At 74.5% G+C, this 13,979-nt stretch carries 12 protein-coding genes and 1 pseudogene; 6 read left to right on the top strand and 7 right to left on the bottom strand.

Going from position 1 to position 13,979, the window contains the following annotated elements; all coding sequences use genetic code 11:
• Nucleotides 1-224: 224 nt before the first annotated feature.
• The 5 genes from AOK22_RS30260 to AOK22_RS30240 all read right to left on the bottom strand — a co-directional run bounded on the left by AOK22_RS30260 (nt 225) and on the right by AOK22_RS30240 (nt 5,751).
• Nucleotides 225-575 carry a hypothetical protein gene (locus tag AOK22_RS30260; RefSeq protein WP_055701910.1) on the bottom strand — a complete coding sequence of 117 codons (351 nt, stop codon included), beginning with the start codon at nt 573-575 and terminating at the stop codon, nt 225-227.
• A 120-nt stretch (nt 576-695) separates the two neighbouring features.
• Nucleotides 696-2,048 carry an AAA domain-containing protein gene (locus AOK22_RS30255; protein WP_055701913.1) on the bottom strand — a complete coding sequence of 451 codons (1,353 nt, stop codon included), beginning with the start codon at nt 2,046-2,048 and terminating at the stop codon, nt 696-698.
• On the bottom strand, nt 2,048-3,634 hold the full coding sequence (locus AOK22_RS30250; RefSeq protein WP_055701909.1) for a hypothetical protein: 1,587 nt from the start codon (nt 3,632-3,634) through the stop codon (nt 2,048-2,050). Before AOK22_RS30250 ends, AOK22_RS30255 begins: the two co-directional genes overlap by 1 nt.
• Before the next feature lie 61 nt (nt 3,635-3,695).
• Nucleotides 3,696-4,835, bottom strand: a complete 1,140-nt coding sequence (locus AOK22_RS30245; protein WP_055701908.1) for a hypothetical protein — start codon at nt 4,833-4,835, stop codon at nt 3,696-3,698.
• The gene (locus tag AOK22_RS30240) at nt 4,786-5,751 is read right to left on the bottom strand and encodes a phosphatase PAP2 family protein (protein ID WP_055701912.1); all 966 of its coding nucleotides are present in this window, start codon (nt 5,749-5,751) and stop codon (nt 4,786-4,788) included. Before AOK22_RS30240 ends, AOK22_RS30245 begins: the two co-directional genes overlap by 50 nt.
• Nucleotides 5,752-6,008: 257 nt before the next feature.
• Here AOK22_RS30240 and AOK22_RS30235 point away from each other — a divergent pair, with 257 nt between their 5' ends.
• Nucleotides 6,009-6,602 (top strand): histidine phosphatase family protein, encoded by a 594-nt coding sequence (locus AOK22_RS30235; RefSeq protein ID WP_055701907.1) that lies wholly within the window; start codon nt 6,009-6,011, stop codon nt 6,600-6,602.
• Nucleotides 6,603-6,620: 18 nt separating this feature from the next.
• Here AOK22_RS30235 and AOK22_RS30230 read toward each other — a convergent pair whose 3' ends face one another.
• Nucleotides 6,621-8,096, bottom strand: coding sequence for an NsdA family TPR-like regulatory protein (locus AOK22_RS30230; RefSeq protein WP_055701906.1), 1,476 nt, complete (start codon nt 8,094-8,096; stop codon nt 6,621-6,623).
• A 291-nt stretch (nt 8,097-8,387) separates the two neighbouring features.
• Here AOK22_RS30230 and AOK22_RS30225 point away from each other — a divergent pair, with 291 nt between their 5' ends.
• Nucleotides 8,388-8,891 carry a hypothetical protein gene (locus AOK22_RS30225; RefSeq protein ID WP_425264089.1) on the top strand — a complete coding sequence of 168 codons (504 nt, stop codon included), beginning with the start codon at nt 8,388-8,390 and terminating at the stop codon, nt 8,889-8,891.
• Between the two features lie 67 nt (nt 8,892-8,958).
• Nucleotides 8,959-9,819, top strand: coding sequence for a spermidine synthase (locus AOK22_RS30220; protein WP_055701905.1), 861 nt, complete (start codon nt 8,959-8,961; stop codon nt 9,817-9,819).
• Between the two features lie 21 nt (nt 9,820-9,840).
• Here AOK22_RS30220 and AOK22_RS30215 read toward each other — a convergent pair whose 3' ends face one another.
• Nucleotides 9,841-10,380 carry a hypothetical protein gene (locus AOK22_RS30215; protein WP_055701904.1) on the bottom strand — a complete coding sequence of 180 codons (540 nt, stop codon included), beginning with the start codon at nt 10,378-10,380 and terminating at the stop codon, nt 9,841-9,843.
• A gap of 122 nt (nt 10,381-10,502) precedes the next feature.
• Between AOK22_RS30215 and AOK22_RS30210 the strand changes: the two genes are divergently transcribed.
• The 3 genes and pseudogenes from AOK22_RS30210 to AOK22_RS30200 all read left to right on the top strand — a co-directional run.
• Nucleotides 10,503-11,207 carry a response regulator transcription factor gene (locus tag AOK22_RS30210; RefSeq protein WP_079036913.1) on the top strand — a complete coding sequence of 235 codons (705 nt, stop codon included), beginning with the start codon at nt 10,503-10,505 and terminating at the stop codon, nt 11,205-11,207.
• Entirely contained in the window at nt 11,204-12,592 is a 1,389-nt protein-coding gene (locus AOK22_RS30205; protein WP_055701902.1) for a HAMP domain-containing sensor histidine kinase, read from the top strand. The genes AOK22_RS30210 and AOK22_RS30205 overlap by 4 nt, the downstream gene beginning before the upstream one ends.
• 437 nt (nt 12,593-13,029) lie before the next feature.
• Nucleotides 13,030-13,917 (top strand): annotated as a pseudogene (locus AOK22_RS30200) (chitinase); the annotation flags it as partial.
• Nucleotides 13,918-13,979 lie beyond the last annotated feature (62 nt).

Below are 13,979 nucleotides of genomic sequence, written 5' to 3'. Positions count from 1 at the left end.
GGTCCGGGGCGGCGGGCACCGGCGACGGGCCGTGGAGGGAGAGGCTGCTGTTCATACCCTCTACATCTACCGGTAGTGAGCATTCCGTTTCCGAGAGTTTCCGAAAACCGGGACAGTCGGGGGTGGCGAGGAGTATCTTGCCCCGTGGCATATGCCGGAAGATCTTGTGAATCCCCGGTTCCGGCGCTCGCCGGCCGCCTCGGGCCGGCCTCTCCCGCCTCGCGCTACGCCTTCTCGGCGCCCCCGCGCAGCAGGTCACGCCCGAACTCGACCATCTTCTTCGCGTAGTCCTCGGTCCACTCCGCGCGCTCCGCGATCAGCGCGGGCGTCAGACGGTCGAAGCGGCGCGGATCGGCGAGCTGGGCGGCCGCGATCGCCTGGAACTCGACGGACCGGTCCGTCGCGGCGCGGAACGCGTGCGTCAGCTCCGTCGCACGGTCCAGGAGCTCGCGCGGGTCCTCGATCGACTCCAGGTCGAAGAAGTGCTCGGGGTCGGCGGTGGCTTCCGCCGGCTCGAAGAGCAGGGGCGCGGGTCGCATGCGCTGCTCGCTCCGGGGCCGCTCGGGCTCCGCCATAATTCGTCCTCCTCATACGGTGCGGGCCGTCTGTCCGGCGTCCGGCCATCTCCCATTGTCCCTTGCCGCACAAGTGGGCCGAGGGCTCGTCGGGGGGCGCGGGGGTGCGGGCCCGCGCCCCTAACGTGGCCACGTCACCCGGTGCTCCGAGAGCCGCGCCAGCACCGCGTGGTTCGCCTCCCAGCCGTCGGGGAACTTCACGGTGACACCCAACTGGACCGGCTCCGTGGACGGATGGTCGTCCAGGAGCTCGCTGACGCCCGCCCGGCAGACCACGATGCAGGCGTGCCGGTGGCGCGAGGCCAGCACGCACAGGCGGCCCGTCTCCAGGTGGAACGCCGTCGCGTCGGGGCGGCCCGAGAGCGGGTGCAGGACGACCGTCACGTCGTACTCACGGCCCTGCAGGCGGTTCGCCGTGTCCACCGTGACGTCCGTGACGCCGAGGTCGGCGAGCGCGGCGCGGACCGCCGCCGCCTGGTCGCGGTGGGCCGTGCCGACGGCGACGCGGTCGGCGGTGAGCGGCGTCGGGTCGGGGCCGCGCTCCGAGGTGGCCGCGCCGCCCCGGTCCAGGAGGCGGCGGACGACCCGGGCCAGCGCGCGGACCGCCTCCGGGTCCGTGCGCGGCGTGTTCCGCGCGGGCAGCTCCAAGAGCCCCCACCCCGACTCCGCCGCCTCGTCGATCACCCGGTCCGGGCCCGAACCGTCCGACGGCACCGCGAACGTGAGCGAGCGGTCCCCGTGGTCCGTGCCGCTGCGGAAGGGCGTGTACGGATAGAAGGCGTCCGAGACCAGCGGCGCGGCCGAGGCGGGCAGCCGCCAGGACACCGGCAGGCGATGCTGCGGCAGCTCGGGGTTGTGGGCGAGGAGCGTGCTCACCGCGGAGGCCGAGGGGTCGTACGACAGACCGGCCCACTGCTCCGCGCCGACGATCGCGAACGGGTCCAGCTGCCCCGGGTCGCCCACGAACAGCGCCCGCTCGAAGAGCCCCGCCACCGCGAGCAGCGCGTCCGACCGCATCTGGTACGCCTCGTCGACGATGGCGTGCCCCCACGGCTCCACGTCCTTGACGTGCGCCCACTTCGCGGCCGTCGAGATGACGACGTCGAGGCCCGCCAGATCGCCCGCCTTCGTGGACTTGCGTACGTTCGCCAGGTCGTCGAGCGCCTTGTCGTACGGATCGGGGTCGCTGCTGTGCAGCCGGCCCACCGGCAGCTCCGGGTCCTTCTCGGCGAGCCGCAGGACCAGGTCGTCCACCTGCGCGTTCGTCTGCGCGATCACCATCAGCGGGCGGCCCGCCGCGGCCAGTTCGCGCGCGGCGCGGACCACCAGCGTCGACTTCCCCGCGCCCGGCGGCGAGTCGACGACGACACCGCGGTGCGTGCCGTGCAGCGTGTCGTGGAGGATCGCCTCCGTGGCGCGCGCGGCCTCGGCGCCGGGGTCGAACGTGCCGCCCGCGGGCGGGGCGAGCTGGATCACAGGGTGTCCTCCGCGGTCACGGGGTCGGGGCTCTCCGCGGCGTCCGACGGCGGGCCGCCGTGCGTCCACGGGGTGTTCTCCGGGTCGGGCAGCTTGGGGCCGCCGCGCTGCTCGTGCTCGAAGAGCGTCCAGCAGATCCGGTCGCCCTTCTCGGGGACCGAGCCCGGCTCGGGCTCCTTGCCGCGGCCCATCTTGTCGGTCAGGCGCAGCACGACGGAGCCCGCCGCCTCGTACGCCACGAACTCCGCCGTCTGCGGCTTGCCGCCGAGGGAGCGGAACACCTTCGTGCGCTCGCCGAGGTGGGGACGGTCGTCCGTGCGGACGGTGACCAGGGGGCGCGGGCGCGGGCTCTTGGCCTCGCTGTACGCCATGACGACCTCCGTCACCTCGCCGGCGAACGCCTCGCCCGCCAGGCGCCGGCCCGCCATCACCAGCGGGTCGTCCAGGGCCTCCTGGGCGTCCAGGCGGGCCTGCTCGCGCTCGCGCGTGGCCAGCTTGTTCGCCGCGGTGACCGCGTCGTCGACCCGGGGCTGCGGCGGCTCGCCCGCCGTCACGCGGTCGCGGTGGCCGGTGAACGACCAGCGGTCGCGGGTCCACCGGTCCGCGGCGTGCGCCGCCTCGGGGAGCGTGCACAGCGCGTCGAGGCCGCGCCACACGGCGTCCCAGGTGGGGCGGGTCCTGCTGTCGATCAGCGCGTGGATCTCCCGCTCGGCCGCGGTCAGCCGCCCCAGCCGCTCGTCCGCCTCGACGCCGTCCTCGGCGGCCGCCAGGGCGCCGCGCGCGCGGTCGTAGCGCTCCATGGCCGGGGCCAGCAGGTCGTTGTCGAACGCCGGGTCCGTCGCCGGGCCCGCCGGCGGGCACAGCAGCTGGCCGTCCCCGTCGCGGGCCAGCTCGGCGCGGAGCGCGGCCTCGGCGCCCGAGGTGCCCTCCGGTGCCTCGATCCAGGCGAGCAGCGCGCCCAGGTGCTGGTCCTCCAGGCTCGACTGGCCGGTCGCCCAGTGCCGCGAGAGCAGCTCCGTCATGGCGGTCAGCAGCGCCGAGCCGGGGACGCGGGCGCGCTCCCCGAAGTGCGTGAGCCAGCGGCCGAGGAGCGGGACGCGGGGCGGCGCCGGATAGGGCGTCTCGGGGTCCTGCTCGGCGGTGCGGCGGAAGCGCATGGAGCGGCCGAGGAGCCGCACGAACTCGATGCCCGCGCGGCTCGGCACGATCAGCTGCGGGGCGTCCGCGCACAGGTCGACCTCGACCTTGACGCGCTTGCCCGTCTCGGGGTCGGTCTCGCTGCGCTCGGCCGCCTCCACGTCGTCCGCGAAGCCGTCGACGTACGGCAGGACGATCTCGGCGAGCTCCGCGAGGAACGCGAAGCGCAGGTCGCGGTCGCGGGGCTGCGGGACGACCAGGAGCCGGGGCGAGGTCCGCTCGGTGCCGACGAGGGCGCCGAGCGGGGCGCCCGCCTCGCCCGCGGTGATGAGCGGGACGAGGACGAGGGGGCGCTGGGAGATGTGCCGGTGGCGGACCGTCGCCCTCGGCTGGGCCCGCCCCGTGGTGACCGCCTCCAGTCGGGCGAGGCTGTCGATCAGTGACATGTGCTGCGGGACCTCTCTGTCCGCGGACCGGTTCCGTGCGGCGCCTGCCGCGGCGCGGGGCTCAGCACGCCGCGCCTTCCCGGGCCCCCGCGCCCGCCAGCGCCTCGGCCCGCAGCCCCGCCGCCCTGCGCAGCGCCGCCACCGCGGGGTCCGCCGGGTCGCCCGCTTCACCGGCCGCCGCCGCGAGGATCTCGCCGATGGACGTCAGACCGCCGAGCTCGCCGCGGATCGCCCGGCCGAGCGACGTCACCTCGCCCTCCTCACGGGCCCGGTCGCGGCAGTGGAAGGCCAGCTCGCAGGCGGCCAGGCACTCCGGCGCGTACGTCGCGGGGACCGCCTCGACCGCCTCCGTCAGCTCGGCCGCGGGGCGCCGCACGTCGAACGTCGTGTCCGGCGGGAGCTGCGCCGCGATGTCCTCGACGCGGGTCAGCCGGGCCAGCTGGCGCCGGGTCACCGAGAGCTGCTTGCGGACGTCGATCGCGGACGCCGTCGGCTGGTTGGAGAAGTCCTTGGGGCAGACGAGCAGGACGTGGTGGCGGATGCGGGGCGCCGGGTCCATGTGCTCGGCCACCCGCTCCAGCGCCAGCGCGTACACCGCGGACTGGCGGGCGGCCGCGCCGACCTTCGCCGCGTCCGCCGAACCGTCGATCATCGGGAAGGACTTGATCTCGACGACGGCCCAGCCGCCGTCCGGCTGGACGACCACGGCGTCCGGCTCCAGGAAGGCGGGCGTCCCCGCGACGTCCAGCGACAGCATGGGGTGGTCGAGGAGCGTCCAGGTGCCGGCCCCGGTGGCCTCGCGCAGGGCCAGCGCCGTGCGTGCCGCGCGGCCCTCGGGACCGGCCGCCGACAGATCGGGAACGGCGGACTCGCCCGGCACCGGCTCGGGCCCGCCGCCCAGGCGTGCGTGCGTCAGGCGCAGCAGCTCCGCGCCGCCGTCGGCCTTGACCCGCGCCTCGAAGGCATTGCCCCGCATGAACGCGAACTGGGACTGACCGAAGCCGGAGGCCGTGCCGAGCGACTGCGCGAGCGCGGTCTTGTCCACGCCCGCGCCGTCGAGCAGCGCGCGCCGTCTGCACCCCGGGTTGGCCGCGAGCGCGGCGAGGGCCCGGGCGTCCAGCGGCCGGGCGGGGACGTCGGGGCCGCGCAGCTCAGCGAGCCGCTGCCGGAGTGCCGTCCCCCGCTTCGGCGGGCCGGGCACTCGGCTCGGTGCCGGGGCCGGCACTTTGCTTGCGCTGTCGGGGAATTCGCTCACCCGCCGAAGTCTGGCACCCGGCACTGACAATTGAGGGCTCTGGGGCGGAGGTGCCCTCGGCGGGCCGCGTGACGGGCCGCATGAAACGGTTCCGCAGGCGGGTCATGACCGGGTCCGTGAGCCGCTGCACGGGCCGCACGAGCAGCAGCCCGACCCCCATCACGACGGCGCCCGCGAGCGCGTCGAAGAAGTAGTGGTTGGCGGTGCCCATCACGACGAGCGTGGTGATCAGCGGGTAGGCGACCGCGGCCACCCGGGTCAGCGGCGAGCGCCCGTGCCGCCACAGCATCACGCCGCACCACAGCGCCCACCCCACGTGCAGGCTGGGCATCGCCGCGTACTGGTTGGTCATGCCGCCCATGCCCCGCGGCGCGCTCGCCTCGCCGCCCCACCAGCCGTAGTCGCTGAACTGCGCCATGGTGTCGACGAAGCCGTGGCTCGCGTCGAGCAGCCGCGGCGGACAGGTCGGCAGCAGCGTGAAGCCGACCAGGCCGATCAGGGTGGAGGTCATCAGCCACGCGCGCGCGGCCCGGTAGTGGACCGCCCGGCTGCGGAACAGCCAGATCAGCACGGCGGGCGTGACGAGGTAGTGCAGCGAGGCGTACCAGAAGTCCGCGGGGACGCCGATCCAGGCGTGGGCCGTGAAGAGACGGTTCAGCGGGCTCTCCGCGTTGAGCCGCAGGAACTGCTCGGCTCTGAGGATGCCGATGCCGTGGTCGACGGCGGTCGACACGTCCCCGCGGGCCAGGAGCCGGCCGGCGGAGTAGGCGGCGTACACCAGGACGATCAGCGGCAGCTCCGTCCACCAGCGAAGACGGTGTCCGGCTATGCCCCCGGTGCCCGGTGCGGCGCTCTTCGGCATCCGGTCGATCCCCCACTCATAGCTGTTCATGCGGCGTATGCCGCGGCCTCACTTTACGGCGTACGCGATGGCCGTCGAGGCGTCCTCCGGTCGTCTTAGACGCAGAGATCGGCGGCCGGGTTGCCAGGCCCGGCGAGCGGTCGCGGAACGGTGGGCGATGATGGAGGGGGTGAGCGCCGTCTGTCCGCAAAGGCGGCAAAAGTCCCGTCCGGGCGGCGTTGCCCGAGGTTCACGCGTACGACATTGGAGAGTTCCCCATGGCACCCCGCATCCTGCTGGCCCGGCACGGACAGACGGAATGGTCGCTGTCCGGCAAGCACACCGGCAGGACGGACATCCCGCTCCTGGAGGAGGGCCGCCGCGGCGCCAAGCTCCTGGGCGAGCGGCTGCACCGCGCGCCCTACGACGGCCTCCCGGACGTCGAGGTGCGCACCAGCCCGCTCTCCCGCGCGCGGGAGACCTGCGAGATCGCCGGCTTCGGGGACCGCGCCACCACCTGGGACGCGCTCATGGAGTTCGACTACGGCGTCTACGACGGCATGACCCCGGCCGACATCCAGGCGGTCCGCCCCGGCTGGTTCATCTGGCGGGACGGCGTCCCCGGGGGCGAGACGCTGGCGCAGGTCGCCGCGCGCGCGGACGAGGTCGTGGAGTGGGCCAGGAGCGCCGACCGCGACGTGCTGGTCTTCGCGCACGGCCACATCCTGCGCGTGATCGGCGCGCGCTGGCTCGGCCTCGGCATCGAGTTCGCCGCCCGCATCCGCCTCAACCCGACCTCCCTGTCGACCCTCGGCTGGGCCTACGGAGAGCCCGCCGTCGAGTCGTGGAACGAGACGGGCCACCTGGCCTAGCCCGCCGCGGGCGTACGCCTACACGGCGCGCGGCAGGGACGCGTGCCGCTCCAGGAAGCCGCCCACGCCCGAGGCCCTGCGGTGCGGCAGCAGCACCCGTGCCGTCGTGGCGAGCATCGACTGGATGCGGGAGGACTGCACCTCGTCCAGGAGCGCGAGGACCCGCAGCCCCGCCGTCGCCGCCTCGTCGGGGCGGCCCGCGCGGGCCAGGTCGTCGGCGAGCTCGGCGGTATAGAGCGCGATGTTCCGGGTGAACTGCGGGGTCTGCGCGGAGGCGGTCGCCGCCGCGTGCCGCGCGTGCCCCGCGGCCCGGCTCCAGTCGCCGAGGGCCGACCAGCACTGGGCCTCCAGGCCCGACAGCTCGGCCGGACCGTAGAAGCTCATCCACTCCGGGGCGGCCTCGCAGGTGCCGCGGTCGAACAGGGCGTGCGCCCGGGTCAGCGACTGCTCGCACCCCGAGCGGTCGCCGAGCCCCGCCCAGCCCCCGGCCTCCCGCAGCGCGATCAGCGAGAGCAGCCGGTGCGAGCCGAGGTGCTGGGCCACGCGCCGGGCCGCCTGCGCCGCCCGCACCGCCTCCCGGGGCCGCCCCGCGTCCCGCGCGAGGAAGGCGGCGTTGCAGAAGGCGTGCGCCTCCAGGGCGGAGTCGCCGGAGACCCGCGCCGTGGCGAGGGCCTCGGCGTAGTGCGAGCGGGCGTCCTCGAAGCGGCCGGAGTCGTGCGCCAGCCAGCCGACCGAGATGGCGAGCTCGCCGGCGCCCGAGTGCAGCCGGTCCGAGGTGGACTGCCGCGACGTCGTCCCCGCGTCCAGCAGGGTGTAGGCGGTGCGCAGCGGGGCCGCCGCCCGGCGGTAGAGGCCGTCGGCGCCGTGCCGGTCGTCGAGCAGCCTGATCTTGCGCACGGCCGCCTCGACCGCGCCGACCTCGGCCTCGCCGACCCGGCGCCCGCGCAGGGCGGCCGCCTCCGCCGGGCCGCCCAGGGTGAGGCCGATGGGTCCGAGCGCGGCCGCCACGGTGGCCGTGGAGCCGGTCATGAACGCGCGACGCTGCACGTCGCTCTCCTCGTGAGTCTGGATCGCGTACGGATCGCAGGCGCGGGGGTCGGACCCGGACGGATGGGACTCGTACAACGGGATCGGGGTCTGTGCCGGGACGGTGACCGGCAAGTCGGTGTCGGAGTGGACCGGGGGCGCGTCGGGTTCGGTGCGCGCCCCCCTGCCGCGCACCACCGACCGGGGGGCGAACCCCAGGTCGGTCAGCGTCCGGCCCGGGAACATGTGCAGGAACACCCGCTCGTAGGCGTAGTTGGGGCAGCGGATCTCGCCCGCTTCCACGCGCCCGATGTAGCGGGCGTCGCAGCTGACCCGCTCACCGATCTCCCGGGCGGCCCGCCGCACCGCGGCGGCGAACTCGCCGGGCGAGCGCTGTCCGCGGAGCTGCCGGAAGGCGAGGTTCGGTCGGGGGGACTGAGTTGACGATGCCATCGATGACGACGCCATGGCCGGACCCTCTCGTGCGGATCGTGCCGGACCGTGCGCACGCTCGCGCACCGGACGCCGCGCCCGCGTAAGGGATCTCGCGGGGCTGCCCCTGTTCCGGCGGAGCACGAACGTACCCGCTGTGACAGGTCCGGCACGCGGTGTTTGGCTACAAACCGGATATCTCATCCGTGATCTGCCATGAACTGCCATCCTTTGCGGCGGCGTGCCGCAGTGCCTGTTGACGCCTGTCCGCGTTGAACCGTGAGGAGCGGGAGTCACGCGGCTCCCGCACGGCGAGGAGGGGTCCCCTTGTTGGAGATCGGCATGGAGAACAGCGACTCGCGTGCGGAGAGCGACGCGTCCCCGGCTTCACTGACGACGGCACGGCATCGGCCCACCCAGGACGGCAGTGCCTCGCCCCCGGGCACCGCCTCCTGCGACGACGAGTGTTGTGACCTCGTCACGGTCCCCGCGCGCCAGGGCCTCGAAGCGGTCGACATCCTGCGCCGGGGCGCGGGCGACACCGTCGGCCCCGTCCTGCACGACGGCAGCTGCGACACCCTCGGCTTCCTGGTGCCGCCCGGCACCGCCGACGGCTGGGACCTGCCGGGCAGCGCCTGCACCCAGACCTTCGGCCGCGGCATGAGCGTGTACGTGACGCCGGAGCCCGGCCCCGTCGTGCCCGAGCCGCCCGTCGCGGGCACCGGCTGGCTGCTGCCCCCGGGCGGCGACCCCGTCACCGACCCGGCCGTCCTGCGGGCCGCGCTCGGCCAGGCCGCCCGCACCATCGAGGCCGCGGACAACTGCCGCTGAGCCCCGCCCCGGCGCCCTGCCCCAAGGTCATCGGGCCACCCCGGCGGCGTACGCCGATAATGGCCGGATGGCAAGGAACAAGCGGTCCCGGGAAGCGCGGGAGGCCGTCGTCGAGAAGGTGGACGGCGGGCTCGCCGAGCTGATGCCGGACCGGGACAGGCCGCGCGCCTGGACGCTGCTCGTGGACGGCGCCCCGCAGTCCCACGTCGACCTCGACGACCCCGCGTACCTCGACTTCGAGTACCAGCGCAGGATCGGCCACATCGCCGACCTCGCGGCACCCCCGGGAAAACCGGTCCAGGCCCTCCACCTCGGCGGCGGCGCCTTCACCCTCGCCCGCTACATGGCAGCGACCCGCCCCCGCTCCACCCAGCAGGTCGTCGAGCGCGACACCGCCCTCGTCCAACTCGTCCGCCGCGAACTGCCGTTGGACCCGCAGGCCCGCGTGCGGGTGCGCGGCACCGACGCCCGCGAAGGGCTCGCGAAGGTCCCCGACGGCTGGGCCGACCTCGTCATCGCCGACGTCTTCAGCGGGGCCCGCACCCCCGCTCACCTCACCAGCACGGAATTCCTCACCGACGTGCGCCGGGCACTGGCACCCGGCGGGTACTACGTCGCCAACCTCGCCGACGGCCCGCCGCTGGCGCACCTGCGCGGCCAGCTCGCCACCGCCGCCGCCCTCTTCCCCGAGCTCGCGCTCGTCGCCGACCCTGCGGTGCTGCGCGGCAAGCGCTTCGGCAACGCCGTCCTGCTCGGCTCCGACCGCCCGCTGCCGATCGCCGAGCTGACCCGGCGCTGTGCGGGCGACCCGCACCCCGGCAGGGTCGAACACGGCCGGGGGCTGCGGGACTTCAGCGGGGGAGCGGCCGCCGTCACGGACGCGAGCGCGGTCGCCTCGCCGGCGCCGCCGCCGTCGGTGTTCCGCTGACGCGCCCGCCCCCGCGCCGCGTCAGTACTTGTTGATCTCCACCCGGGGCGCGGTGTCGTGCCAGGTGCAGAACACCGACAGCTTGGCCGCGCCCGCCGTGAACTCCACGCGGATCCACTTGTCCTGCTTCCACGTCTGCACCGACCAGCCGGCCGCCGGGGTCGCCGAGACCAGCGTCGCGGAGTCCTCGCCGAGGGCGAAGACGACCCGGCCGCCGTCGGTGTTGTAGCCCTTGACCGTCCCCGTGCCGGAGCCGGCCGGCGGGGGAGCGGAGGGCGTGTTCGAGGGCTTCTCGGACGGTTCGGTGGTCTTCCGGGGGCTCTTCGACGGCTTCGTGGACTGCGTCGGCTTCCCCGTCCGCGGTGGCTCGGAGCGGTGCGTCGAGGAGGCCAGCGGCTCCGCGTGCTCGCTCCCGTCGCCGTCGTCCGCCGCGAGCGGCAGGGCGCGCGGCGGGTCGTAGACGGTGCCCGCCATCACCGTGTGGACGCCCCACCAGGACAGCGTGACCGCCGCGCCCGTGGCGAGCGACCACGCGATGGTGTGTACGAGTCCTCTGTGCATCGCGGGCCATACTGCACCACGCGGCGCGCCCCTGTCCCCCGGGGCGTGCGCATCCCGGGGCACCGCCGGGCGGGCCGTCCCGGGGAGGACCGCGTTCCGCCGTATGGCGTACGGTGCCGCCCATGGCAAGTGTGCTCGTCGTCGAGGATGACCAGTTCGTACGCTCCGCCCTCATCCGGCACCTGACCGAGGCCTCGCACACCGTGCGCAGCGTCGGCACGGCTCTGGAGGCGCTGCGCGAGGTCGCCCATTTCCGCTTTGACGTGGTGATCCTGGATCTCGGTCTGCCCGACCTCGACGGGTCGGAGGCGCTGAAGATGCTGCGCGGCATCACCGACGTACCCGTGATCATCGCCACCGCGCGGGACGACGAGGCGGAGATCGTACGGCTCCTGAACGACGGCGCCGACGACTACCTCACCAAGCCGTTCTCCGTCGAGCACCTGTCGGCCCGCATGGCCGCCGTCCTGCGCCGCTCGCGCGTCCCCGCCGGGGAGGTGCCGCCGAGCGACGTGCTCCAGGTCGGCGGGCTCTCCATCGACCCGCTGCGGCGCCAGGCCGAGCTGGACGGGACGCGGCTCGACCTGACCCGGCGCGAGTTCGACCTGCTCGCCTTCCTCGCCGGGCGCCCCGGCGTCGTCGTGCCGCGCAAGGAACTCCTCGCCGAGGTCTGGCAGCAGTCCTACGGCGACGACCAGACCATCGACGTCCATCTGTCGTGGCTGCGGCGGAAGTTGGGCGAGACCGCCGCGCGCCCGCGGTATCTGCACACCTTGCGCGGCGTCGGTGTGAAGCTGGAGCCGCCGCTGCCGGAGCCACCGCTGTGAGGTGGGCCCTCGTCAAGGTCTGCCTCGCCGTCACGGTGATGGTCGTGGTCGCCTTCGCGGTGCCGCTCGGCCTCGTCGTCAAGGAGATGGCCAGGGACCGCGCCATCTCGAACGCGGAGCGGCACGGCGCGGGCATGGGCCCCACCCTCTCCATCACCACCGACCGCGGCGAGCTCACCCGGGCCGTCGCCTCGTCGGAGGCGGGCGGCGACGGGCGGATGGCCGTCTACGTCCCCGCCGTCGACGACGCCCCCGCCTTCGAGGTCGGCGAGCCGCGGGCCGAGGCGCGCGCCGTCGAGGAGACCCGCAGGAAGGGCCGGGCCAGGACCACCGAGGTGCCGGGCGGCTTCGTGGTGCTCCAGCCGACCGCGCTCAGCTCCGGCACGGCGGTCGTGGAGATCTTCGTGCCGGAGGACGAGATCAGCAACGGCGTGACGACGGCGTGGCTGGTGCTCGCGGGCGTCGGCATCGCGCTCGTCATCGGCTCGGTCGCGGTCGCCGACCGGCTCGGCGTACGCATGGTCCAGCCGGCCAAACGCCTGGTCGGCGCCGCGCACGACCTCGGCGAGGGCAAGCTCGGGGCGCGGGTGCCCGAGGAGGGCCCGACCGAGCTGCGGCTGGCCGCGGTGGCGTTCAACTCGATGGCGGACCAGGTCGTCCGGCTCCTCGCCAACGAGCGGGAGCTGGCGGCCGACCTCTCGCACCGCCTCCGTACGCCCCTGACCGTCCTGCGCCTCAACGCGGCCTCGCTCGGCGACGGGCCCGCCGCCGAACAGACCCGCACCGCCGTGGAGCGCCTGGAGCGCGAGGTCGACACGATCATCCGTACCGCGCGCGACGCCAAGCCGCAGACGGCGACGGCGGGACCCGGCGCGGGCTGCGACGCCGCCGAGGTGATCCGGGAGCGGATGGCCTTCTGGTCGGCGCTCGCCGAGGACGAGGGCCGCGAGGTCCGGGTGGCGGGCGTGGACCGGCCGGTGCGGATACCGGTGGCCAGGCCCGAACTGGTCGCCGCGCTCGACGCGTTGCTCGGCAACGTCTTCCGGCACACGCGCGAGGGCACGGCGTTCGCGGTGGACGTGCACAGCGGCGAGGACGCGGTGATCGTCCTCGTCTCCGACGCGGGGGCGGGCATCGCCGACCCCGAGGCGGCGCTGGCCCGCGGGGCGGGTTCGGGCGAGGACGGCTCCACCGGGCTCGGCCTCGACATCGTGCGCCGTCTCGCCGAGTCGACGGGCGGCGACGTACGGATCGGCAGCTCGGTCCTCGGGGGGACGGAGGTCCGCGTCTGGATCCAGCTGGACTCCCGCCGTCCGGCGGAGGGGCGCCGGGGACACCGGAGCGTCGCCGTACGCCGCCGAAAGCGGGCTCCGAGCCCGGGCTGAGCGGGCTCCCTGCGGGCGCGTTCTGGGTTGCTCGCTCCCGCACCCCTTACGGGGGCCTCGTCGAAGGCCCCTTCAGGGGCGCGGGGAACTGCGCGACCAGCCACCGACGGCCCGCAGACGCACGACCATTAACCGCCCCCGATCTCTCCCTTAAGGGCGCCCTAAGATCCGCGCTCCGGGCGGGAGTTACCCGTTTTGTCGCGCCCACGCGAGGCTAACGTGCTGCCGCACCCCCACCCCCGTACAGCTAAGGCAGGCACGTCATGAGCAGCACGCACCGGCGCACGACGAGCACCCGGACCAAGGTCGTCGGCGGGCTCGTCGCCGCGTCACTCGTCGGCGGTGGCGCCTTCCTCTTCTCCGGCACGGCCCTCGCGACCAAGGCCGCCCCGGCGAAGAAGGCCCCGGCCAAGACCAAGGTCAAGGCCGGGGCTGCCGCGAAGTTCGCGCCCTTCGTGGACACCTCGCTCGCCCCCGCCTACGACCTCGTCGACACCGCGCGGAAGACCGGCGTGAAGGAGTTCAACCTCGCCTTCATCACCTCCGGCGGCGGCTGCGAGCCGCTCTGGGGCGGCGCCACCGGACTCGGCGACGACAAGGTGGCCTCGCAGATAGGCGCCCTGCGGGCCAAGGGCGGCGACGTCCGCGTCTCCTTCGGCGGCGCCGCCGGCTCCGAGCTGGGCCTGAAGTGCGACAGCGCCGCCTCCCTCGCGAAGGCGTACGGCAAGGTCGTCGACACGTACAAGCTGACCAAGGTCGACTTCGACATCGAGGGCGCGGCCCTGCCGGACACCGCCGCCAACACCCGCCGCGCCCAGGCCGTCGCCACGCTCCAGAAGCAGCACCCGGGCCTGGACGTCTCCTTCACGCTGCCCGTGATGCCCGAGGGGCTGACCCGGCCCGGCGTCGACCTGCTCGCCAACGCCAAGAAGAACGGCGTGAAGATCTCGGCCGTCAACGTGATGGCGATGGACTACGGGCCCGCCTACAGCGGCGACATGGGCACGTATGCGGTCCAGGCCGCCACCGCCACGCAGAAGCAGGTCAAGACCGCGCTCGGCCTCTCCGACAAGGCCGCGTGGCAGGCCGTCGCCGTCACCCCGATGATCGGCGTCAACGACGTCGCCACCGAGGTCTTCACGGTCGACGACGCGGCCCAGCTGGTGAAGTTCGCCAAGACCAAGGGCATGGGCCAGCTGTCGATGTGGTCCTCGACCCGCGACAAGGCCTGCCCCGGCGGAGCCTCCGACTCCGCCCAGCCGACGTGCAGTTCGATCGAGCAGCAGCCGCTCGCGTTTACGAAGGCGTTTGCCGCGTATAAGTAGCCCAGTACCCGTGGGCCGGGCCCCCTGGCCCCTCGTACGCAGAGCCACCATCCCCCCCAGGG

The sequence above is a fragment of the Streptomyces silaceus genome, from assembly GCF_001419745.1.
Lineage (GTDB): Bacteria > Actinomycetota > Actinomycetes > Streptomycetales > Streptomycetaceae > Streptomyces > Streptomyces silaceus.
This window is presented reverse-complemented; position numbering and strand designations above follow the sequence as displayed.

What these genes read in the sequence shown, in the direction of transcription:
- AOK22_RS30260 (WP_055701910.1), bottom strand. Translation starts at nt 575, where the DNA reads ATGGCGGAGCCCGAGCGGCCCCGGAGCGAGCAGCGCATGCGACCCGCG.
- AOK22_RS30235 (WP_055701907.1), top strand. Translation starts at nt 6,009, where the DNA reads ATGGCACCCCGCATCCTGCTGGCCCGGCACGGACAGACGGAATGGTCG.
- AOK22_RS30215 (WP_055701904.1), bottom strand. Translation starts at nt 10,380, where the DNA reads ATGCACAGAGGACTCGTACACACCATCGCGTGGTCGCTCGCCACGGGC.
- AOK22_RS30220 (WP_055701905.1), top strand. Translation starts at nt 8,959, where the DNA reads ATGGCAAGGAACAAGCGGTCCCGGGAAGCGCGGGAGGCCGTCGTCGAG.
- AOK22_RS30250 (WP_055701909.1), bottom strand. Translation starts at nt 3,634, where the DNA reads ATGTCACTGATCGACAGCCTCGCCCGACTGGAGGCGGTCACCACGGGG.
- AOK22_RS30230 (WP_055701906.1), bottom strand. Translation starts at nt 8,096, where the DNA reads ATGGCGTCGTCATCGATGGCATCGTCAACTCAGTCCCCCCGACCGAAC.
- AOK22_RS30210 (WP_079036913.1), top strand. Translation starts at nt 10,503, where the DNA reads ATGGCAAGTGTGCTCGTCGTCGAGGATGACCAGTTCGTACGCTCCGCC.
- AOK22_RS30240 (WP_055701912.1), bottom strand. Translation starts at nt 5,751, where the DNA reads ATGCCGAAGAGCGCCGCACCGGGCACCGGGGGCATAGCCGGACACCGT.